General features: G+C 64.0%; 21 protein-coding genes. 10 read left to right on the top strand and 11 right to left on the bottom strand.

Translation table 11 applies throughout. The features are described 5' to 3' along the window. The 5 genes from LZG00_21005 to LZG00_20985 all read right to left on the bottom strand — a co-directional run. Window positions 1–822: hypothetical protein (locus LZG00_21005; GenBank protein MCF3596471.1), on the bottom strand; the 822-nt coding region annotated here is incomplete at its 3' end. Window positions 823–860: 38 nt separating this feature from the next. After that, window positions 861–1,292, bottom strand: coding sequence for a hypothetical protein (locus tag LZG00_21000; protein ID MCF3596470.1), 432 nt, complete (start codon window positions 1,290–1,292; stop codon window positions 861–863). A gap of 204 nt (window positions 1,293–1,496) precedes the next feature. Next, window positions 1,497–2,663, bottom strand: coding sequence for an SEL1-like repeat protein (locus LZG00_20995; protein MCF3596469.1), 1,167 nt, complete (start codon window positions 2,661–2,663; stop codon window positions 1,497–1,499). Next, the gene (locus tag LZG00_20990) at window positions 2,660–4,303 is read right to left on the bottom strand and encodes a hypothetical protein (GenBank protein ID MCF3596468.1); all 1,644 of its coding nucleotides are present in this window, start codon (window positions 4,301–4,303) and stop codon (window positions 2,660–2,662) included. Before LZG00_20990 ends, LZG00_20995 begins: the two co-directional genes overlap by 4 nt. 108 nt (window positions 4,304–4,411) lie before the next feature. Beyond that, window positions 4,412–5,191, bottom strand: a complete 780-nt coding sequence (locus LZG00_20985) for an A24 family peptidase (protein ID MCF3596467.1) — start codon at window positions 5,189–5,191, stop codon at window positions 4,412–4,414. Between the two features lie 151 nt (window positions 5,192–5,342). Here LZG00_20985 and gspG point away from each other — a divergent pair, with 151 nt between their 5' ends. The 8 genes from gspG to LZG00_20945 all read left to right on the top strand — a co-directional run bounded on the left by gspG (window position 5,343) and on the right by LZG00_20945 (window position 10,367). After that, on the top strand, window positions 5,343–5,795 hold the full coding sequence (gene gspG, locus LZG00_20980) for a type II secretion system major pseudopilin GspG (protein ID MCF3596466.1): 453 nt from the start codon (window positions 5,343–5,345) through the stop codon (window positions 5,793–5,795). Beyond that, window positions 5,780–6,298, top strand: a complete 519-nt coding sequence (locus tag LZG00_20975; GenBank protein MCF3596465.1) for a GspH/FimT family pseudopilin — start codon at window positions 5,780–5,782, stop codon at window positions 6,296–6,298. The genes gspG and LZG00_20975 overlap by 16 nt, the downstream gene beginning before the upstream one ends. Before the next feature lie 41 nt (window positions 6,299–6,339). Then, window positions 6,340–6,690 carry a type II secretion system protein GspI gene (locus tag LZG00_20970; protein ID MCF3596464.1) on the top strand — a complete coding sequence of 117 codons (351 nt, stop codon included), beginning with the start codon at window positions 6,340–6,342 and terminating at the stop codon, window positions 6,688–6,690. Then, entirely contained in the window at window positions 6,687–7,367 is a 681-nt protein-coding gene (locus LZG00_20965) for a prepilin-type N-terminal cleavage/methylation domain-containing protein (protein MCF3596463.1), read from the top strand. Before LZG00_20970 ends, LZG00_20965 begins: the two co-directional genes overlap by 4 nt. Window positions 7,368–7,387: 20 nt before the next feature. Further along, complete coding sequence (gspK, locus tag LZG00_20960; GenBank protein MCF3596462.1) at window positions 7,388–8,347, top strand: type II secretion system minor pseudopilin GspK; 960 nt, start codon at window positions 7,388–7,390, stop codon at window positions 8,345–8,347. A gap of 8 nt (window positions 8,348–8,355) precedes the next feature. Then, window positions 8,356–8,523: a hypothetical protein gene (locus LZG00_20955; GenBank protein MCF3596461.1), complete on the top strand. Its 168-nt coding sequence runs from the start codon at window positions 8,356–8,358 to the stop codon at window positions 8,521–8,523. Window positions 8,524–8,625: 102 nt separating this feature from the next. Then, window positions 8,626–9,867 carry a type II secretion system protein GspL gene (gene gspL, locus LZG00_20950; protein ID MCF3596460.1) on the top strand — a complete coding sequence of 414 codons (1,242 nt, stop codon included), beginning with the start codon at window positions 8,626–8,628 and terminating at the stop codon, window positions 9,865–9,867. Beyond that, window positions 9,864–10,367, top strand: a complete 504-nt coding sequence (locus tag LZG00_20945; protein MCF3596459.1) for a type II secretion system protein M — start codon at window positions 9,864–9,866, stop codon at window positions 10,365–10,367. The genes gspL and LZG00_20945 overlap by 4 nt, the downstream gene beginning before the upstream one ends. Window positions 10,368–10,374: 7 nt before the next feature. On the opposite strand, the gene LZG00_20940 is transcribed toward LZG00_20945, so the two are convergent. From LZG00_20940 to LZG00_20925, 4 genes are all read right to left on the bottom strand, one after another. Continuing rightward, a complete protein-coding gene (locus tag LZG00_20940; GenBank protein MCF3596458.1) occupies window positions 10,375–11,577 on the bottom strand; it encodes a type II secretion system F family protein in 1,203 nt (400 codons plus the stop codon). Beyond that, on the bottom strand, window positions 11,574–13,094 hold the full coding sequence (locus LZG00_20935) for a GspE/PulE family protein (GenBank protein ID MCF3596457.1): 1,521 nt from the start codon (window positions 13,092–13,094) through the stop codon (window positions 11,574–11,576). Before LZG00_20935 ends, LZG00_20940 begins: the two co-directional genes overlap by 4 nt. Further along, a complete protein-coding gene (locus LZG00_20930) occupies window positions 13,030–14,979 on the bottom strand; it encodes a type II secretion system protein GspD (protein MCF3596456.1) in 1,950 nt (649 codons plus the stop codon). The genes LZG00_20935 and LZG00_20930 overlap by 65 nt, the downstream gene beginning before the upstream one ends. A 149-nt stretch (window positions 14,980–15,128) precedes the next feature. After that, window positions 15,129–15,602 (bottom strand): hypothetical protein, encoded by a 474-nt coding sequence (locus LZG00_20925; protein MCF3596455.1) that lies wholly within the window; start codon window positions 15,600–15,602, stop codon window positions 15,129–15,131. A gap of 131 nt (window positions 15,603–15,733) precedes the next feature. Here LZG00_20925 and LZG00_20920 point away from each other — a divergent pair, with 131 nt between their 5' ends. Beyond that, entirely contained in the window at window positions 15,734–16,210 is a 477-nt protein-coding gene (locus tag LZG00_20920; GenBank protein ID MCF3596454.1) for a hypothetical protein, read from the top strand. A gap of 407 nt (window positions 16,211–16,617) precedes the next feature. Continuing rightward, window positions 16,618–18,102, top strand: a complete 1,485-nt coding sequence (locus LZG00_20915) for a phosphomannomutase/phosphoglucomutase (GenBank protein ID MCF3596453.1) — start codon at window positions 16,618–16,620, stop codon at window positions 18,100–18,102. Window positions 18,103–18,209: 107 nt separating this feature from the next. On the opposite strand, the gene glmS is transcribed toward LZG00_20915, so the two are convergent. Beyond that, a complete protein-coding gene (glmS, locus tag LZG00_20910) occupies window positions 18,210–20,030 on the bottom strand; it encodes a glutamine--fructose-6-phosphate transaminase (isomerizing) (protein MCF3596452.1) in 1,821 nt (606 codons plus the stop codon). A 360-nt stretch (window positions 20,031–20,390) separates the two neighbouring features. Continuing rightward, window positions 20,391–20,502, bottom strand: a 112-nt coding sequence (locus LZG00_20905) for a UTP--glucose-1-phosphate uridylyltransferase (GenBank protein ID MCF3596451.1), incomplete at its 5' end; no start/stop codon positions are given.

The following is a 20,502-nucleotide window of genomic DNA, read 5'->3' as shown; positions in this document are numbered from 1 at the left end:
ACCGCCGCCGGGGGCGGTGGTGATGCGATATTCACCGGCGATATTCTGCATGTTCCAGATCCGGCCGGTGTTGTCACCCGCCGCGACCGAGCCATCCTCAAGCCCGATATAGCCGCCCGCATTGTTGGTCAGGCGGAACAGTTCGGCCGGGCCGCCGGTTGCGCGCTTCACATGCAGCGCGGCTTCGGGGTTGGTGCCGGCGCCGATGCCTACGTTATTGTCGCCGTCGATCACAAGTGACTGACTGCTCGCACCCGGAAGAATACGGAACGGCAGCGTGCTGCCGTTGGTCGTGTCACGGATGAAGAACCCGGCTTCGTTGCCCGCCACATCCCAGGTCTGTGCGGTGAAACCCGAAGAGCCATCCTGCTCCAGCCGCAGGGTCGGTGTGTTGCCGCTCACGCTATGCAGACCGACAACCGGGTTCGAGGTGCCAAAGCCAACGTCGCCCTGAGCATCGACAAACAGCGCATTAGTGCGCGCGCCCGCCAGGATGGTGAACGGGGTGCGGCTGCCCGTGATATCGTCGATCGAGAACTTTTCGGCGCCGCCATTGGAGGTGTCATTGGCGGTCAATTGCCAGTCGTTTCTGGGGAAACTGGCCGAGTTCGAGGTATCATCGAACTTGATCCTCAGGTTGTTTTCCTTCAGCCGGATCGTGTCGAAGCCGAAGGCTTCGCCGCTGACGCAATCGTTGCCGACGCAGAGGCTGCCGTCGACAATCACGTCATCGGCATGGACGACATCGGCCTGGGCCGCGCCGACCATCAGGCCCAGCGTGCTGACCCCGGCGGCCAGAAAATGTTTCGTTGCACAATTCATATCAATCTCCTTTGGGTAAATGGGCTTGGCTGTCTTCTTCAGCTATCTTCTTCCTTGATCTCTTCCGGGGTGATAATGACCCCGCGCGAGACGACAAAATGCCCGTTACTTATGAACGCCTTGGCCACGCTGTCAGAGGCGGCATCGCCGCGGCCGTTGTCGATCGGGTTCACGATGGCCACCTTCTCGTCGGTGGCGGCGCGCAATTCATAGCGATAGACCCCATCGAGCACATCACGCCCCGCAAGCTGAAACACCGGGGTGCCGCTGGCGGTGAAAATTTCGGTGATCTTGCCGTTAGGCGCCTTGACGACCATGGTCGCGTTGCTGAGCCCGGTCCAGTTTTCAAACCAAACAGCGTTGGAATTATGCTGCTGCACCGGCTCTGCCGCAATTGCCTGGGCCGTGCTCGCCACGATCAAAGCCAGGGAAAATACCAGATTCTTGCCAAAACGGCTTGGAATACGCATGTCTCTCATTGTCTTTTTGCCAACTTTTTTCAAACAGGTAATGGACTTACCGATTCACCGTCTCCGCCTGAATAATCCCGGCGGTATCCTGTACTAATAATGTAACTATATGCCAGAAAGGGTCATTTCGGTAGCTAAAAGTTAACAAAACTACCTTTTTGCGGCGATTTTGGGGCAGAATATTGGCATGACCGCCCGGCGGCGCTATTTTCGGGTCAACCTCTGGGCCAATGCCTGAGCCTCGTTGAATTGCGCCGTGGTGGGCAAACGGTCATAGCGCGCCTTTGCCGCTTCGGCGCCGGGCAGGCCCGATATCGCGGCGCGGGTCAACCACATCTGGCCCAGCATGTAGTCCTGCGGCACGCCCAGCCCTTCGAAATACATCACCCCCAGATTGGTCATTGCCGGGGCATATCCGGCCTCCGCCGCCGCCCGGAACAGGGCCGCCGCCTGTCGCGGCTGCCCGCCGTCATCCGCCTGCACCAACACCCAGCCCAGCTGAAACTGCGCCACCGGATCGCCCGCCCGCGCCGCCTGTCGCAAGGCGTCATCCACAACCAGAGCGGCCAGCCGCGCATCATAGACCAGCGGCACGCCATCGCCCCCGGTCGCCGCCGGCGCGCCCCCCGCTTGCCCGCCTGCCCGATAAAGCTCGGCGGCACGCGCATCGTCGACCGGCACGCCAAAGCCGTTGGCATACATCACCCCCAGATTGGTCATCGCCTGCTTCAGACCCTGCTCGGCGGCGGCGGCAAACAGGGCGGCGGCGCGCTCGTAATCCTGCGCCGTGCCCTGGCCGCGCACGTAAAGCAGCCCGAGGTTGTTTTGCGCCCGCGCGCTGCCCTGTTCGGCGGCCTCGGTATAAAGCGCGAACGCACGGGCATGATCCTGCGCCACACCGCGCCCGGCCTGATAGAGCACGCCCAGACTGACAGCCGCCTCGACATGGCCCGCCCTGGCGGCGGCCTCATAGGCCTGGGCGGCCTCTTGCGGCGCGCCACCGTCCAGCAACAGACCGAGATCATAGAGATGCTCCGGCGCGCCCTGCGCCGCAGCCTGGCGCATCCAATACAAGGCCTGTTCAGAATCCTGCTCTACGCCCAGCCCGGCACTCAGATACCGGCCCAGCAGGTTCTGCGCCATCGCATCGCCCTGTTGGGCCGCGCGCAGGGCCCACTCGGCGGCGCGGGCATAATCCTGCAACACCCCGTCGCCCCTGTGATAGCGCTGCGCCAGCGCGGCCTGTGCGCCGCCTTCACCCGCCAGCGCCCGGTCTTGCAAGGCGCGTATCTCAGGGCTGTCGCCCTGCGCCAGAACCCCCCCACAGATCAACAGCCAGAGAGGCACCAGCAAAACAAGCGCCGGCCTCATTGGTTTACCTCCCTCACGCTTTGCTCGGTGGCGGGCGGCTGCGGCTCTTCACTCGCAAACCAGTCACGCGCGCGCGCCTGCGCCTCGGCCACCTGCTCGGGCGTCATCAGCGCGGCCACGGTGGCGCGCAGCTCGATCGCCTCGCCCCGGCCCAGCGTGGCGGCAATATTGAACCAGCTATGGGCGGCGACATAATCCAACGCCACATGCTCGCCGGTCATATACATCCGGCCCAGCCGCTGCTGGGCCTCCGGATCGCCGCCGCGCGCCGCCAGTTCAAGAAATTCCGCGCCCTCGGCGGCCTGCTCCGGGATGTTGAGATAATGCGCCGCCAGCCCCGCCTGCGCCTCTCTCAGCCCGGTGCGCGCCTGTGCCTGCAACCAGGGTTGTGCTTCGGTATCGCCGTTCTGCAACGCCGCCAGACCCCAGGGCACCATGCGATGCGGCGCAAAGCGGCCTTCCAGCTTGCCACGCACCGCCATCTGGCCCAGCAGCACAGCCGCCTTCTCTCCTCCCGGCAGGGACAACGCCTTCTGATAGAGTTCCAGGGCGCGATCAAAATCCTGCGCCACACCGCGCCCGACCTCATACATCGCCGCCAGCGCCAGCGTCGCGCCGCCATATCCGAATTGATCGGCCCTTGCATACCACTTCGCGGCGGCGGCATCGTCGTGCGCGACCCCCTGACCTGTGGCATAGGCCCGGGCCAATATCACCATGGCCTCGACATCCTGCCCCTTGGCGGCCTTTTCCAGCCAGCCAACCCCGGCGGCGACATCCTGTGCCACGCCCTGACCGGTCAGATAGATCCCGCCCAACTGGCGCTGCGCTGCGGGCAACCCGGCCTCGGCGGCGCGGGTAAACCAGGTGACCGCCTGCTCCGGATCTTGCGGCACGCTTTCACCACGGGCATAGGTGCGCCCCAGGGCATATTGCGCCGGCACATAGCCATTTTCGCCCGCCACGGTCAGCCATTCGATGGTCTGGGCGACATCCTCCTTGGTGCCGCGCCCGCTGGAATAGGCCAGCGCCAGGGCAAACTGGGCTTTGACATGCTGCTGCCCGGCGGCCGCCAGAAGCCAGCGAAACGCCGCCTTGTCATCACGCTCCACCCCCAGCCCGGCAGAATAAAGCCGCGACAACTCATATTGCCCTTCGGCCAGCCCGAGCGCCGCCGCCAATTCCAGCAGATCCGCGGCCCGCGCCGGATCGCGCTGCAGCTTGATCGGCTCATCCCGGTCCAGGTTGCTGAGATAGAGCTTGGCCAGCAGGGCCGCGGCAGGGGCGTGGTTCTGATCCACCGCCTTTTGCAGCCAGTCGGCGGCTTCGTCGATCTCGGTCGGCCCGCCGCGCCCCTCCAACAGGACACGCCCATAGCGATATTGCGCCAGTGCGCTGCCGGTTTCACGCGCCAGCCGTTCCAGCCCGCGGCGCACAAAGACAAAGTCCTCGCGCTGCCAGGCCTGTTCGATCTCGGCCATGTCGGGCAGGGCGGCGGGCGCCGGGTCGCTGCTCTCGGCCATATCCTGAGCTGTGTTTTGGCCTGTATCCTGGGCCGCGAGTGGCTGGACGTGGATCACAAGGGTCAGGGCAAAGGTCAGGGCAAAAACAGTAAAACGGGCAAGCAAGGAGTGCGGCATGAGGGTCTCTGTGATAAAAGGTTGCGATAAGGGATCGATCAAATACCGACGATCCTAGTGGGTTTCGGCCAAACCTGAAACACGCGATTAAGGTCAGGGCCTCGCCGCTCAGAGCGGCAGATGGCGCGCCACCCACAAAAGCCCGCCCGCCGCCGCCAGCGCGGCACCGAAGGGCAGGGGGGTGGTGGCGGCAGGCCGCTGCCCCGTGGTGATGATGCCGGTCAGCGCCGCGGCCAGACTGGCCAGGCTGGCCAACAGCACCATCAGCGGCAGATCGAGCGGGCCAAGTGCAGCGCCCAGCCCGGCCATCAGCTTGACATCGCCCAGCCCCAGCCCCTCGCGCCCGCGCAGGATCTGATAGGCGGCGCGGATTGCCCAGAAGGCCCCGGCCCCCACCAGCGCCCCGATCAGCGCCTCCCCCAGCCCCGCCATACCGATCCGCGCGCTCAGCGCCAGCGCCAGCACGAACAGCGCCCCGGTCAGCAGATCGGGCAGGCGCAGGCTGCGCAGATCACAGACGATCAGCGCCAACAGGCACCACAAGAACCCCGCCACCAGCCAGGCCAGCCCGGCATCGCGCGTGCCCACCAGCGCGATCACGGCCAGCCCGGTGGCGGCAATCTCCATGTAAAGCAGCCAGGGCGGGATCGCCGCGCCGCACCGGCGACAGCGCCCCGCATTGATGAGAAACGACAGCCCCGGCACCAGATCACGCGCGGCCAGCGGCGCGCCGCAACTGCGGCAGGCCGAACGCCCGACAAGGCTTTGCCCGCGCGGCAGCCGGTCGGCCAGCACCGCCAGGAACGAGCCAAAGGCCGGGGCCGAGATCAGCAGCAGAAGACCAAGGGGCGAGAGCGGTTGCATATTGCCGGTGATAGGGCGCGCCACGCCGATTGTCAGCCCGCTCCTGCATTTTCCCCTTCGAGCTGCAAACACCTCTTGGCCGTCGCCATATTTCCTTCGGGGTGCACCAAACCCCATGTTGCAGGTTTTTCGCGAAAGGCCTTATCATGGCCCGACCCTTTGAAAGGATCTGTGAATGGTTTTCGCCGCCCGCCCATCCCAAGACACCCGCGATGCCGGGTTTTCGCTCCTCGAACTGATGGTTGTGGTGGTGATCCTGTCGATCCTGGCGCTGGTGATCGTGCCGCGCGTCATCGACCGCCCCGACCAGGCCCGCGCCGCGCGCGCCCAATCCGACATCGCCGCCATCTCCAGCGCCATCAAGCTCTACCGGCTCGACAATTTCCGCTACCCCACCACCGAACAGGGGCTGGCCGCGTTGGTCAACAAACCGACCACCGATCCGGTGCCGAAAAACTGGGCCACGGGCGGCTATATGGAGCGCTTGCCAATCGACCCCTGGGGCCAGCCCTATCAATATCTCCTGCCCGGCGTGCACGGCGAATTCGATGTTTTCAGCTATGGCGCCGACGGGGTTTCAGGGGGCAGCGGCGCAAATGCGGATATCGGATCATGGGGCCCATCCTGACCCTTTCTTTCTGGCCCCCTTTCTGGCCCCGGCCTTGTCGCCCTGACCACCAGCCGGGCAGACATACGGCCACGGCCCCCGACGACGGGTTTTCCCTGATCGAGCTTGTGGTGGTCATCGCCGTGATGGCAGTGCTCAGCGTCGGCGCCGTCCTTGCCACCGGCGCGCGCCCCGGACCCGGCGATGCCCAACGCTTCCAACTGGCCTTTGAGCAGGCCCGCGATCTGGCGGTGCTGAGCGGGCGCACCAGCGGGCTCGCGGTGACGCCTGCGGGCCTGCAACGCGCGCTGCCGGATCAGGACGGCTGGCAGACGGTCGGCCAGGTTCAGCGCTGGCGCTCCCGCCCGACACTGACGGTTCCCGACCGGCTCGATACACGATCGCGCGCGCCACAGCTGATCTTCTTGCCCGATGGCCGCTCCAGCGCCTTTGCGCTGGTGTTTCGCGGCGGCGCGCGCTGCGAAAGCGATGGCTGGACGGGGCTGATATGCACCAGCGGATGACAGCTTGCAAAAACCGCCGCGAGCGCGGCCAGGATCGCGGCATGACCCTGCTGGAACTGGCGGTGGCGGTGCTGGTCCTGTCGATCGGCACGCTGGCGGCGGTGCGCGGCACCGATCAGGCCCGCCTCGAGATCGGGGCGGCGCCGGATCGTGCCCTGGCCGGGATCGTCGCGCACAACCGCGCCGCCGAGTTGCGCCTTCATGGCCCGTTCCACCCGCTGCCCGAACAGGTCGAAATGGCCGGGCGGCGCTTTGCCATAACCCAGACCCGCACAACCACCGCCAGCGGCCTCATCCAGGTCGAAATCGCCGTGCGCCCGAGCGGGCAAACCGGCGGCGCAGGCGCGCTTCTGGTCAGCCACCTGCCGCCAAGACCGGGGCCGGGCGGATGACCCTATCCAGACACCACACCGGCCGACAATCCGGCCTGACCCTGATCGAGCTGGTGGTGGTCATGGCGGTGTTCGCGCTGGTGGCCGTCATGGGGGTACAGGCCCTCTCGGCCATGCTGATCCAGCGCGACACCCTTAGCGCGCGGGCGCAAAACGAACGTGACCTGCTCTATGCCACCGGCCTTTTGCGCCGCGATCTGGGTCAGGCGCTGCCGCTCTTGTTTTTCCCCCCTGACGAGGCCCCGCCACGCTCCGCGCTGGCCGAGCGCACCAACGCGGGGGCCGGGTTTTCGCTCTCCACCGCGGTGCCGCGCCCGAATGGCCAGCCGCCGGGGCTGGGGCGGGTGGCCTGGTGGGTCGATCCCGACAGCGCACAGCTGATGCGACAGGGTTGGCCGACGCTCTGGCCGGTATCGGCGGATCAGGCCGGGCCCGCGGTTGTGGTGCTCGACGGGGTCGATGGGCTGGAACTGCGCAGCTACTGGAGCGGCGTCGGCTGGATCAACGGGCTGCGTCTGGACACGCAGGATTCCTCCCCCCCCGAGGCAGCCAACAGCGATGGCGATCAACTCGCCGCCGCGCCCGAATCCTATTCCGATCAGTTGCCGCTGGCGATCGAGCTGCACCTGAAAACCCGTGCCTCCGGCGATCTGCTGCTGGTCGAGGTGCTGCCATGATTCCGGCCATGATTCCGGCCATGATTCGGCGCCCGACCTCCTCCCGGGGCTTCGTTCTGGTCAATGCGCTGGTGCTGGTCGCGGCTCTGGCCGCCGTGGTGGTGGTCTTGCTGCAACACTCCGAAGGGTTGCGGCTGCGGCTGATGGCGACACAACAGGCCGCGCAGATCGAACAATATCTCGATGCCTTCGATGCGCTGGCGCTGCATCTGCTGGCTGGCGATGTCGGCGGCGGCGCGGATCACCTTGGCGAAAGCTGGGCGCTGGAGCTGCCCCCGGTGACGCTTGATCGCGGCGAAGTCACCGGCGAAATCCACGATCTGCAAGGCCGGTTCAATCTCAACTGGCTGGCCAATCCCGAAGACACCGCGGCCTCTGCCGCCTTCGATGTGCTGCTGACGCGGCTCGGGCTGCCCGTGACCCAGGGTGATGCGATCCGCGCCTTTCTGCGTCCCGGCGGGCCACAGGACAAATCCGCCTATGCCGCCCTGGAACCGGCCATCAATCCGGTCGGCGGCGCGGTGCTGATGCCCGCACAACTACGCCAGATGCCGGGGATCCGCCCGGCCCACTATGTCCGCCTTGCCCGCCATGTCGCCGCGCTGCCCGGCGACACCTTGCTCAACGTCAACACCGCCACGCCCGAAGTGCTGGCCGCGATGTTGCCCGCCGCGCGCCCGGCGCTGGCCGGGTTTCTGGTGCAGGAGCGCCAGCACACGCCTTTCATCTCGCGCGAGGATATCGGTGAACGCTTGCTGGCCCGGTTTGGCGAGCTGGCCCTCGATGGCGTCGACCTTGAACGCTTCCAAGCCGGCTCGTCCTGGTTCGGTCTGACAAGCAGCGCCCGGTTTGGCTCTGAAACCGCCGCGAACGGCGCGCCAGACAGCGCCACGGCCCGCGCCTCCCGGCAGGCGGTGATCCGGCGGCTGGGGCCACCCGTCGGGCCACAGCTGGTCTGGCATCTGGATTTCCGCGAGTGAGGCCGCCCATGTCAGAACTCGACCCGAGAGCGACGCCGGACACCTCGGGCCATCTTAACCCGATGCTAACCGTGCGTTGCGTTAACCCGGCCAATCCGCAAAACCCGGCAGCCGGGAGTCATACGGATGTCAGCCGGGGCGTGCACAGCGATTCGGGCGCTGCGATATGGCGTTAACCAGTGGCGCCTGTCCGCCCGGACCGGCCCCGGTGGCGCGAGAGGGCGGCATGATGCAACCCGGTAAATTCGTTTGACGCCCCGGTGAAAATGACAACAGTCATGAGACGACCCCAGACCCGAACCGCCGCCGCCACACCAGTGGCCAAAGACCAGAAAAGCGTGCCCATGACCGCCCAGACGGCAGACTTCATCCGGCTTGACGCCCCCTCCGCAGGGGCATCCGAAGCCCGGCGCGCCGCGACGCCCTCGGCCCGTCAGGTGGCGCTTGTGCCCGGGGCTCTGGTGCCGATCCTGACGCTTGATCTGCCCAAGGGTCTGCGCGGCGAAACCCGCGAACAAGTGGCCCGCCGGCAGCTTGGGGATTTGATCGGGCAGGGGGTGGAAGCCGTTGAAATGCGGCCCTTTTATGGGTCGGGCGACAAGGAGGCCTGGACCCGGGCCCTGGTTGTGGGGCGCGCGGATATGGAGCGGTGGCGGGGGTTGGCCGGACAGGCCTGTCGCGCGGTTCTGCCGGATTATCTGGCGCTGCCTGCGGGCGAAAATGTCTGGACCGTGAGCGCGACAAAGACCGGTATCATGGCCCGGCTTGGGCCTGAGGACGGCTTCTCTGCGCCGCGCCCGGCGGCTCTGGCCCAGATCACACGGGCGCTGGCCGAAACGGCGCAAAAACCGCACAGCTTCCTGCGGCTCGGCGATGATCCCCTGCCCGAAATCGAGGCCCTGGCCGAGGCCCACGGCATTCCTGTGCTGAGCGATATCGCGCAGGCCGACGCCCGGGTGCTGGCGCATGGCGAACTTGCCTTCGATCTGCGCCGCAACCCCCAGGCCGCCCGCACCCGCCTGCGCGCCCGCCTCCTCCCCTGGCGCTGGCCCGCCATCGCCGCCCTGATTGCCGCCGGCATCTGGGCCGCCACCCAGATGGTTGCCATAGATCGCCTGACCCGCCATCGCGCGGACCTCACCCGCGCAACGACGCTGCTGGTCCGCGAGCATTTCGTCCCGACCGGTCCGATTCTGGACATCCGCACCCAGGTGGCGCGCGCACTGGCAGACCGGCAGGCGGCAACAAATGGCGGCAACACCAACCCGGACAAGGCTGGATTTCTTGACGTATTCGGCCGTGCGGCGCCGGTTCTCGCGCGCGAAGGAGCAACGATTGATCTGGTCCGCCACAACAGCGCCCAAGGGCTGCGGGTACAACTGGTATTGACTGATTTCGCCGCACTCGACCGGCTGGTGGCGGCGTTGCAGGCTGCGGGGCTTACGGTCCTGGTGGCACAATCGCGTGCCGGGGACAGCGGCGCCGAAGCAGAGCTACGCATCTCCGGAGGCACCTTATGAGCCTGATTGACACCTTGGCCCGCCGCAGCCCGCGCGAACGTGTATTGCTCGGCCTGCTGGCCGGAATCGTGCTGCCGCTGGCGTTGGGGCTAGGGGTCTTGTTGCCCTTGCATCAGGCCCGGCAAGCCGCCGAACGCGCCCTGACCGAGGCCCAGGTACTGAATGCCTGGGTGGCGACGCGCGCCGGTGAAAGCGCCGCCATTGCCCCCGCCACAAGAGAGCCGCGCGCGGTGGTGGCCGCGCCGATCGGGCTGGCGGCGCTGGAACAGAGCCTGACATTGGCCCAATTGCGCGGCTCGATCAGCCGACTGGAAGCCCGCGAAACGGGCGGCATTGCCCTGAGCTTTGACGCTGTGCGGTTCGTCGATCTGATGGCCTGGCTCGAAGCGCAGGATCCGGATTGGGGCTATGTGATCACCTCGGCCCAGATCGAACCGGGGCGCGCGCCGTCACTGGCAGATGTGGCGCTGGAATTGTCCGGGGCGACCGCAGAGGACTAAAGCGTTTCTACCCCGCCACCACTGCCTGCAGATCAAAGATCGGCAACAGAACGGCGAGCACGATCACCAGCACAAAGGCCCCCACCAGCATCATCAGCAAAGGCTCCAGAATTGCGGCGATGCGCTTGCGCTCGGTCAACAGGGCGTTTTCCACCATCATGGCCGCGCGTTCGGTCATCGGCGCCAGCCGCACCGACACTTCACCGGCGCTGATCAACTGGCGGGCTACCGGCGGGATGATGCTGAGCCGAATCAGCGCCTGGCTCAGACTTTCGCCTTGATGCACCGCCTGGGAGACTGCACGAGCCTCGGCGGTAAATCTGTCGATACTCAGAACTTCGGCGGCACTTTCTGTAGCATTAAGAACCGGTTGACGACTTTTGAGTACCAGCGCCAGCGTGCGCAGATACTGCACTGCCGCACCGCGCCGCATCATGTTGCCGACCAGCGGCAGACGCAAAAAAATACGGGCCCGGGCTTGCCGCCAGGTGGCGATGCGCCCGGACAATATCCAAAGCACCACAAGCCCGACCGCTGCGCCGCCCAGAATTACTATATGCTCTTCGGCCCAGCGGCTGATGCCCAATACCACGCGGGTCAGCTCCGGCAGGGGCCGGTTGCCAAGCTCGAACATGGCCACGATCTCGGGCGCGACCGTGGTCATCAAGATGGCGCAAACCATCAGAGACACGGCGGCGACAAAGGCCGGGTAGAGCAGCGCGGTCGAAATCCTGGCCTTATCGGTGCCCAGGGATTCCAGATGATCGGCCAGTTCGCCAAACACCGCCGCCGGATCACCTGCCACTTCTCCGGCGCGCACCGAAGCGCTGTAATAGGCCGGCCATCCCGCGCCGCTGCCATCCAGCGCCTCCGACAGGCTGGCGCCATCCATCAAGGCGGCGCGCGCCCGGGCCGCCACGGCATCAAGTGCCGGATGGCCGCCCTGGCGCACCGCCTCAAGAGCGGCTTCGGCAGGCATGTCGGCGGCCAGCAAAACCGCCATCTGCCGGGTGAACACCGCTTGCAGATCAGGGTTCAGGCGGGGGCGGAACAGACCCGGCCCACTGCGGGCGCTGCGCAGGCTCAGCTCCGAGACAAACAGCCCTTTGGTCTTGAGCTCTTCGGCAGCGTGGGTTTCGGTTTCGGCCACCACCGTGCCGGTCCGGCGCTGGCCGCCGTCGGTAAAGGCGACATAGGAAAACGCCCTCATGCCACATCTCCGACAACCCGCAGAACTTCGGCCAGGCTGGTGCGTCCGGCGGCCACCTCGCGCAGGCCTTGGCCGACCAAGGTTTCACCGGCATCCAGCGCCTCGGCCTTCATTTCGGCCTCCGAAGCGCCGCGGTCGATAGCGGCGCGCAGGGCCTCGCCAACCTCGATCATTTCAAACACTCCGACCCGCCCGACATAGCCGGACTGCCCACAGCGTGCGCAGCCCACTGGGTCACGGATCTGTAATGGCAAAGCCAGGTTGTGGGTCGCAAAATGCGCGGCGTCCGAGGCGGTGGGCGGGCGTGGTGCGGCACAATCAGGACAGAGCTTGCGCAGCAGACGCTGGGCAATCACCCCGCGCAAGGTGGCGGCAATGAGAAAGTTATCAAGCCCCAGATCGCGCAGCCGCACCACTGCGCCGACCGATCCATTGGCGTGCAACGAGGAAAACACCAGATGCCCGGTGAGGGCCGCCTGTGCGGCGGTACTGGCGGTTTCGCCATCGCGGATCTCGCCCACCAGAATCACATCCGGGTCCTGGCGCAGGGTGGCGCGCAGCCCGGCGGCGAATGTCATGCCGATCTCGGCATTGATCTGGCTCTGACTGATGCCCGGCAAATCATATTCGATCGGGTCTTCGACGGTGACGATGTTGCGCTCGTCCCGATTGGCCAGCTGCAACAGGGAATAGAGCGTCGTGGTCTTGCCCGCGCCGGTGGGGCCGGTGGCCAGGATGATACCGTTGGGCAACGCCGAAAGCCGCTCAAGAAGCATCACCTGACCTTCCCCGAGCCCGAGATCGGCCAACGGCATCAACCCCGAGGAGCGATCCAGAATTCGCAAAACGATACGTTCGCCATAATTGCCCGGCAGCGAGCTGACCCTGGTGTCGATCAGCCGCCCTCCCAGCCGGAGCGGGATACGCCCGTCCTGTGGCAGGCGGGTTTCGGCGATATCGAGTCCGGCCATCACCTTGAGCCGCGAGACCACCCGACGCACCGGCACATCATCGCGGTCCATCACCGGCTGCAAAAACCCGTCGATGCGCATGCGGGCGCGCAACCCACCCTCGTAAGGTTCGACATGCAGATCCGAGGCCCCGGCGCTGACCGCCCGGCGCAAGAGCTGGTTGACCAGCTGGATCACCGGCGCATCACTGGCCTCTTCCAGAAGATCACGGTCGCGCGCGGTGGTGCCCGTCTCTTCCAGATCAAAGCTCAACTCGGGATCGTCCGTGCCCCCGACGCCGGTCTGATAGGCGCGCATCAGGGCCGCTTCAAACCCGGCGGCGGTTTCTTCGCGATACTCCGACGCATCTGGTCCGGCCCGGCGCTGTGCCTCACGCAGCCCCAGAAGCGTCGCGCCAGGGCCGGCGATCAGTTGCCCGCCATCCAGCACCACCTGCTGGTCGCGGGCAAAGGCAAAGGGCAGACGGGCGGCCACGCCCGGATCAATCGTTGCGGAACCGGAGCCTGCTGGGGAGCGGCGGAAAGTTTCTGCGTTGCGCGATGTCATCCACAAATCCAGCATCAAAAGGTTGGTTAAGATCGGCCCCGTCAAACGGGAAGGCCCCGGCCGGGGTCCGCGGGTAGTTTCCATCATCCAGCGGGGCAATGGCAAGGCTTGCCGCCTTGGCTTCGCGCGCCAGCGCACGGCTGAGCTTTTTCGCCTCGGCCTCGGAATTCACCACTTGCGGGCGTAGCATCACCAGTAGGACACGCTGATTGCGCGAGGCGTTCTTGCCGCGAAACAGCCCCCCCACCAGCGGCAGGTTCGACAGGCCGGGCACCCGCTGGCTGGCCGAACCCGAGCCGTTTTCCAAAAGCCCCCCCAGCATGATGACATTGCCATCACCCACCAGAACCGTGGTCGACAGGGCCCGGCGCGAGGTGATCTCCCCACCCGACGAGGCGGCTTGGCGCGTCAGGTTGGACACCTCCTGCTTGATCACCATCTTGACCGTCCTGTCGGCATTGATCCGCGGCGTGACATTCAGCGTCAGGCCGACATCCTGGCGCTCGATGGTCTGAAATGGATTCTCGGGCTGGGCACCTTCGGTCGAGGTGAAAGAACCGGTGACGAACGGCACGTTCTGGGCCACCACGATCTCGGCTTCCTGATTATTCAGGGTCATGATCGACGGGGTCGAGAGCAGGCGGGTGGAATTTGTCGAAGCGATGGCCGACAGGAAAGCGGCAAAACCGTTCTGTCCTTTCTGCGGGCTGGTTGCCAGCACGCCGCCCGATCCGGCATCCACAACCTGACCGTTCATCACCCCCGACACCAGGTTGGTCAGGCTGGGTCGCCCTTCGAGCGAAAACTGCGCGCCGCCGACAATCGCCGAATTCACGATTGCACCAAACTGCGCCGACAGATCCGAGAATCCTTCAACCGACATCTCAAAGATCACCGCCTCAACCAGAACCTGTGTCGGACGACGGTCGAGATGGCGGATCATGGCGTGAATATCGTCCATCCGGTCCTGTGGCGCAGTGATCAGCAGGGCATTGGTCTGGGGTTCCGGTACGATCTGAATCTGGCCGCTGGTCGCCCCTTCCTCGCGGCCCGAAAGGCTGCGCAGTACCACATCGGCCATGGCGGCCGCTTCAGCATAATTCAGCGTATAGACCGAACTGGTGGTATTGTTCTGCTGGGTGTCGAGCCGGGCGGCCAGGGTGCGCACCCGGCGGCGTAGATCGTCGGGCCCGGCGATAATCAGCGCATTGGAGCGTCGGTCCACCGTGACGCTGCCGTCTTCGGGGATGATATCCATCGATTGCACCACCTGCAGCACCTCACCCGCATCGGCATTGCGCAATCGGATCATTTCGATCGGTCGGTCTCGCGGTTTGTCGAGGCGTTGGATCAAGGCCGCGATCCGGCGATGGTTCTGACCCCGGTCCGACAGGATCAGGAGATCAGAACCCGGCACCGCCGACAACACCGCCTCGGAAGGTAAAAGGGGGCGCACAACGTCGATAATCTCATTCAGAGGCGCATTTTTGACCTCGATCACCCGGGTTTCATAGCCGCCATCGGCCACACCGAGGCGGGATCCCGGCGCCAGTTCGCGGGCCGCCGTCATCGGCACAATCCGGTCCGAGCCGACCCCCTCAACAATGGTCAGCCGATTAAGTTCAAGAACGCTGAGAAAAACTTCATAAAGCTCATCGGGGGAAATATCGTGTGGCGCCAACACCGTCACGGTGCCACGCACAGCAGGATCCAGCACGAAACTGCGCCCTGTCGCTTCAGAGACAATCTCAACAAAGCTGCGCAGATCCGCATCGCGCAGGTCCAGCGCCACCTGAGCACGCCCGGCCCCGGGCCAGCCCACGGCCACCACAAGGATCATCAACAGGGCGGCGCACGCCACCCGCAGCCTTTCAAATCGTGCCATGATCGTCTCTCGTTCTTGCCTCTCGGCCCGGTTGTTGTCCGGTTCTTTTGCCGGTACGGAACAGGAGCCTGCCTCAATTCTGCATCAACCCTAGCCTAATTCGACATAAAAAGCACGTCTATCCTGCAGTTGCGGATCATTGGACAGGATCATTCGACAAACTCCAGCCGTTGCGGATCGGACTGGCCATTGCTGATCCAGACTGCGTCGGCCTCGATCCCGGTGACCACCAGATCATCCTGCAGGATATCGCCCACCCGCAGCACCCGTTCACCAGTGGGATGCGAGATCATCGCCCAGACCACATCGTTAATGCTGACCACCCCTTTCAGCCGATAGCCCAGACTATCAAGCGGCGGCATGGCCGGGGCGGGGGGCTGCGGCTCCACGACAGGGGGTTGCGGTTCCGGCTCGGGCGGGGGGGCCGGTGGCTGCGGTTCACCGAACAGCGCAGGCCATTGCCGGGGCGGGGCAGCAGAGCCAGGCGGCTGGGGTTCCGGGGTCCGAACATCGGCGGCCACCGGCTCGGGCGGGGGGGTCTGCACCTCGTGCAACAGCGCCTCCCCGGCCCAGACCGCAACAGCAAGGGCGATCAAAGTAAGCAAAGCAGCAACAAGGCGCATCGGAATTCCCTCTGGTCTGCTGCCTTTGTGGACGCATACCGGGCTGCGTGCTAGTCTCGACCAAAATAATAAGACAATAAATCGAGCAGAAAATGCAGCACTCCATCTTTACGAAGACGGGATTTCTCTGCGTGGCAACCCTGATACTGGGCAGCTGCGAAAGTGGGGCACCGTTTGGACAACAGACTTTCCGCGGCCAGTACAGCGTGGCGCGCGATGCGCTGGAAACCGGGAATTACGACCTCGCCGCCCGCAAATATGCCAAACTGGCCGAAGCTGCCGGCCCGCTGGAGGCACGTATTCGGCTGGAATATGCCCATACCCAATTGCGGGCCGAAAACTATGCCGATGCCGCCCAGCAAGCCAGCCAGCTGGCCGCCGAGCAAACTGGAACGGCCCGCGCTGCCGCACTGGCAGTCCAAGCTACGGCAGAACACGAGTTGGGTATGGCCGCCCGTACCAAAGGCGACCACGCGACAGCCAAACAGCTGCTTGAATCGGCCGACAGCGCCATGGCAGAGATCCTGAAATCGCATCCCGATCTCGATCCGATGGGCGCCCTTGCCGCCCGCCGTGCCAGCATCAACACACAGCTGAAAACCCTGTAAATCGTTTCGAGACAAACCAGCCTCACGAGTTTGTCTCGAAACGCTCTAAGCAGCACGCCCCATTGCGGGCGTATCTTCGGCGTTTGTTCTTGCGACGGTCTTCAAAGCGCAGACAGGGGTGGCAACACCCTAGCAACAATATCCATTTAACTCACTGTTTTAATATAGAAATTTTAATTCATTTATGAATCCACATAAGGCTCCCTCAATAATCTCATAATGAAGATTATGTTAATAATTAACCAGATATGACCGCCACAAGCCCGGCAACACTCCCGATACCAGTTCGCAAAACGGCCTGCGTCATCGCAGATCCCGATGCCAGGATGTACCCGTCTGTTGAACCACCCCCGGCTTGGCACTATCAGGTGGGCCAACATATATGCCCTGAAGCAGGATTTTTTGAAATGACCAAACCCCTTGCCACCGTCACGCCCAACACTTGGGAATTTCTGCGCGACGCGATGATCGCCCCGACGGGCTTTCGCGAATATGACGCGCGCTGGCAGTATCCCGAAGCCATCAACCTGCCCGGCATCACCGCTCTGGGCCTCGGGCTTGGCACTCAGATCCAGCAGCGCGGCATCAAGCCCGAAATTGCGGTCGGCAATGATTACCGGGATTATTCTCTGGCCATCAAGAACGCCCTGATTCTGGGGCTGATGCGGGCGGGCATTCATGTGCGCGATATCGGCCCCTGCCTGTCGCCCATGGCCTATTTCGCCCAGTTCCATCTCGATTGTCCGGCCGTGGCCATGGTGACAGCCTCACACAACCCCAATGGCTGGACCGGAGTAAAGATGGGCTTTGAACGCCCGCTGACCCATGGCCCCGACGAGATGGCCGAGCTGCGCGATATCGTTCTGGAAGGACGCGGAGAAGACCGCCCTGGCGGCTCTTATGAATTTGTCGAAGGCGTGCGCGAAGCCTATCTCGATGACCTGGTGGGCGATTTCAGGATGACCCGGCCGCTCAAGGTCGTCTGCGCCACCGGCAACGGCACGGCCAGCGCCTTTGCGCCTGAGCTGTTTGCCCGCATGGGCGTTGAGGTGGTCGATAGCCACAACACGCTGGACTACACCTTCCCCCACTACAACCCCAACCCCGAAGCCATGGAAATGCTGCACGACATGAGCGCCTCGGTAAAAGCATCGGGCGCGGATTTCGCGCTTGGCTTTGATGGCGATGGTGATCGCTGTGGCGTTGTCGATGATGAGGGCGAAGAAATTTTTGCCGACAAGGTCGGTGTCATCATGGCGCGGGATCTCAGCAAGCTTTACCCCAATGCGACCTTCGTGGCGGATGTGAAATCAACCGGGCTGTTTGCCTCTGACCCAGAATTGCTGAAAAACGGTGTGACGGCGGATTACTGGAAAACCGGGCATTCTCATATGAAGCGCCGGGTCAAGGAACTGGGCGCGCTGGCCGGATTTGAAAAATCGGGCCACTACTTCTTGGCCGAACCGATCGGGCGCGGCTATGACTGCGGCATGCGGGTGGCGGTGGAAATCTGCAAACTGATGGACCGCAATCCCGACATGTCCATGTCTGACCTGCGCCGCGCCCTGCCCCTGACCTATGCCATGCCCACCCTGTCGCCCTATGCTGCGGATGAAGAAAAATACGACATCCTCGAGCGCATCGTGGACAAGCTCAAGGTGCTCGACACATTGGCCGGTCGCAAGGTCAAGGAGGTGGTCACCGTAAACGGGGCCCGGGTGATCCTGGACAATGGCAGCTGGGGGCTGGTGCGCGCCAGCTCGAACACGCCAAACCTGGTGGTGGTATGTGAAAGCTCGAACTCCGAAGAAGAATTGCGCGCCATCTTTGCAGGAATCGATGCCGTGATCCGCACCGAACCCGGCGTCGGCGACTACGACCAGGCGTTCTGACCACGCCCCCTGCCCTATTACGAATTCGTTTTATCCGCCTGTTGCCCCCCCCTCCATGATCTCCTCATGGCGGGGGCGATGACTGGCGCCTCAAGCGGCTCTGGTCGTCACTCTACCGTGACGGATTTCGCCAGATTGCGTGGCTGGTCGATATCAGTGCCTTTTGCGATGGCGGTGTGATAGGCCAGCAACTGGGCCGGGATGGCATAAAGGATCGGGGCAATCGGCTCTGCGCAGGAGGGCATCTCGATCGTGTCCCAGACATCCCCGCCGGCCTCTTCCAGCCCCTTGGCATCAGAGATCAGGATCACCTTGCCCTTGCGCGCCAACACCTCCTGCATGTTGCTGACCGTCTTGTCGAAAAGCGTATCGCGCGGCGCCATGACGATCACCGGCACATGTTCATCAACCAAGGCAATGGGGCCATGCTTGAGTTCGCCGCTCGCATAGGCCTCGGCGTGAATATAGCTTATTTCCTTGAGCTTGAGCGCCCCTTCATGGGCCAGGGGATACATCTGCCCGCGGCCCAGAAACAACACATCCCGGGCCTCCGCCAGTTTGCGCCCGGTTTCGCGGATGCGGTCGTTCTGTTCCAGCGCGGTGTTGATCAGCGCAGGCAGACCGCGCAGCGCGCTGACATGATTGGCCATCTGCACATCATCAATCACCCCGCGGTCACGCGCCGCACGCAGCACCAGCATGAACAGCACCGACAACTGGCAGGTAAAGGCTTTGGTCGACGCGACGCCCACCTCGACCCCGGCATGGATCGGCAGCGCCAGATCGCTCTCCCGCGCGATCGAACTTTCGGGCACATTGACCACCGAAACGATCGTCGAGGCCCGATCTTTGCAATAGCGCAGAGCCGCCAGCGTATCGGCGGTTTCACCTGACTGACTGACGAAAATTGCCATGGTTCGCCCGGCAATGGGTGGTTCGCGATAGCGAAATTCAGAGGCCACATCGACCTCGACAGGCAGCCGGGCGATTTGCTCAAACCAATATTTCGCGGTCAGACAGGCATAGAATGCGGTGCCGCAGGCGACCATCGTGATCCGGTCGACCTTGGTAAAATCCAGATTACCACCTGGCAGGTCAATCTGCCCGTCATGGTCCAGATAATGGCTGAGCGCCTGACCGATCACGCCAGGCTGCTCGGCGATTTCCTTGGCCATGAAGTGCTTGTGCCCGGCCTTGTCGATCCGGGCGTTGTCGATCTGGATCAGCCGGATCTCGCGGTTGGCCAGCGCGCCCGCAGCGTCACGGATCTCCACGCTGTTTCGGGTAAGAACCGCACGGTCGCCTTCCTCAAGATAACTGATCCGATCCGTCAGCGGGCTGAGCGCAATGGCATCAGACCCCACAAACATTTCGCCTTCCCCATAACCGATGGCCAAGGGCGAACCTTTGCGCGCCGCGATCATCAGGTCATCTTCACCCGAAAACAGAAAGGCCAGCGCAAAGGCACCCTGCAACCGATCCAGTGTCTTGTTGGCGGCCTCAACGGGGCCTGCCCCCTGCGCCATGTAATGCTGCGTCAACAGGGCAACGGTTTCGGTATCGGTATCGGTATCAGATTGCAGGCCCTTTTGCGCCAGCTCCAGGCGCAGCTCACGGAAATTTTCAATGATCCCGTTGTGAACCACGGCCACGGGGCCCGCCTGATGCGGATGGGCGTTGGTGACAGAAGGCGCGCCATGGGTGGCCCAACGCGTATGACCAATGCCTGATTTGCCCGCCAGAGGCTCATGCACCAGCAGATCGCTGAGGTTCACCAGCTTGCCCACTGCCCTGCGACGGTCAAGTATCCCGTCGTTCACGGTGGCGATCCCAGCACTGTCATATCCACGATATTCCAGCCGCTTGAGCGCCTCTACAAGGATGGGCGCTGCTTCATGATTTCCCAGAACCCCTACAATGCCGCACATTTCATTTGCTCCGCTGCAGCCCGGTTTTCCCGGTCCTCAATATTCCAAACAACTTATCTGCCGATCCTGGCTGCCCAACCCGGTTTGCGTTAAAGAGCGTCCTGCACAAACGCCCGCCGCTGATGCCCGCGATTGCGTTTGCCACTCCCCTGGTCAGCACTCTGACCATTTCCTCTTTGCAAAACCTGACAGGCCCTTCATGACGGTCCTGCAAAAAAGGCGCAAGGCATGACGCAATCAAACAAGATTGCGCTCTGCAACATTTGACTGCGAAAGATTGCCGATTGCATGTTGCGCGATACGGTCGGGGTCTCACTCATGACCCCCAGCCCAATTTCTCGCGCCGCCCCCTTCCCTGCCTTATTGCGCGGCCTTGTCGGCATGCACCACATCCTGAAGGTATTGCATCAGCCCGTCGCGCAGCTCGTCGCGCGCCAGCCCGAACGAGACGGTGGCCTGCAAAAACCCCACT

It is taken from the genome of Rhodobacteraceae bacterium LMO-JJ12 (genome assembly GCA_021555075.1).
In the GTDB taxonomy this organism is placed as follows: domain Bacteria; phylum Pseudomonadota; class Alphaproteobacteria; order Rhodobacterales; family Rhodobacteraceae; genus JAKGBX01.
This window is presented reverse-complemented; position numbering and strand designations above follow the sequence as displayed.

Bases quoted from the DNA above. Each gene is read 5' to 3' on its own strand.
- LZG00_21000 (MCF3596470.1), bottom strand. From the start codon at position 1,292: ATGCGTATTCCAAGCCGTTTTGGCAAGAATCTGGTATTTTCCCTGGCT.
- LZG00_20995 (MCF3596469.1), bottom strand. From the start codon at position 2,663: ATGAGGCCGGCGCTTGTTTTGCTGGTGCCTCTCTGGCTGTTGATCTGT.
- LZG00_20990 (MCF3596468.1), bottom strand. From the start codon at position 4,303: ATGCCGCACTCCTTGCTTGCCCGTTTTACTGTTTTTGCCCTGACCTTT.
- gspG (MCF3596466.1), top strand. From the start codon at position 5,343: ATGGTTTTCGCCGCCCGCCCATCCCAAGACACCCGCGATGCCGGGTTT.
- LZG00_20975 (MCF3596465.1), top strand. From the start codon at position 5,780: ATGGGGCCCATCCTGACCCTTTCTTTCTGGCCCCCTTTCTGGCCCCGG.
- LZG00_20970 (MCF3596464.1), top strand. From the start codon at position 6,340: ATGACCCTGCTGGAACTGGCGGTGGCGGTGCTGGTCCTGTCGATCGGC.
- LZG00_20965 (MCF3596463.1), top strand. From the start codon at position 6,687: ATGACCCTATCCAGACACCACACCGGCCGACAATCCGGCCTGACCCTG.
- gspK (MCF3596462.1), top strand. From the start codon at position 7,388: ATGATTCGGCGCCCGACCTCCTCCCGGGGCTTCGTTCTGGTCAATGCG.
- LZG00_20955 (MCF3596461.1), top strand. From the start codon at position 8,356: ATGTCAGAACTCGACCCGAGAGCGACGCCGGACACCTCGGGCCATCTT.
- gspL (MCF3596460.1), top strand. From the start codon at position 8,626: ATGAGACGACCCCAGACCCGAACCGCCGCCGCCACACCAGTGGCCAAA.
- LZG00_20945 (MCF3596459.1), top strand. From the start codon at position 9,864: ATGAGCCTGATTGACACCTTGGCCCGCCGCAGCCCGCGCGAACGTGTA.
- LZG00_20940 (MCF3596458.1), bottom strand. From the start codon at position 11,577: ATGAGGGCGTTTTCCTATGTCGCCTTTACCGACGGCGGCCAGCGCCGG.
- LZG00_20935 (MCF3596457.1), bottom strand. From the start codon at position 13,094: ATGACATCGCGCAACGCAGAAACTTTCCGCCGCTCCCCAGCAGGCTCC.
- LZG00_20930 (MCF3596456.1), bottom strand. From the start codon at position 14,979: ATGGCACGATTTGAAAGGCTGCGGGTGGCGTGCGCCGCCCTGTTGATG.
- LZG00_20925 (MCF3596455.1), bottom strand. From the start codon at position 15,602: ATGCGCCTTGTTGCTGCTTTGCTTACTTTGATCGCCCTTGCTGTTGCG.
- LZG00_20915 (MCF3596453.1), top strand. From the start codon at position 16,618: ATGACCAAACCCCTTGCCACCGTCACGCCCAACACTTGGGAATTTCTG.
- glmS (MCF3596452.1), bottom strand. From the start codon at position 20,030: ATGTGCGGCATTGTAGGGGTTCTGGGAAATCATGAAGCAGCGCCCATC.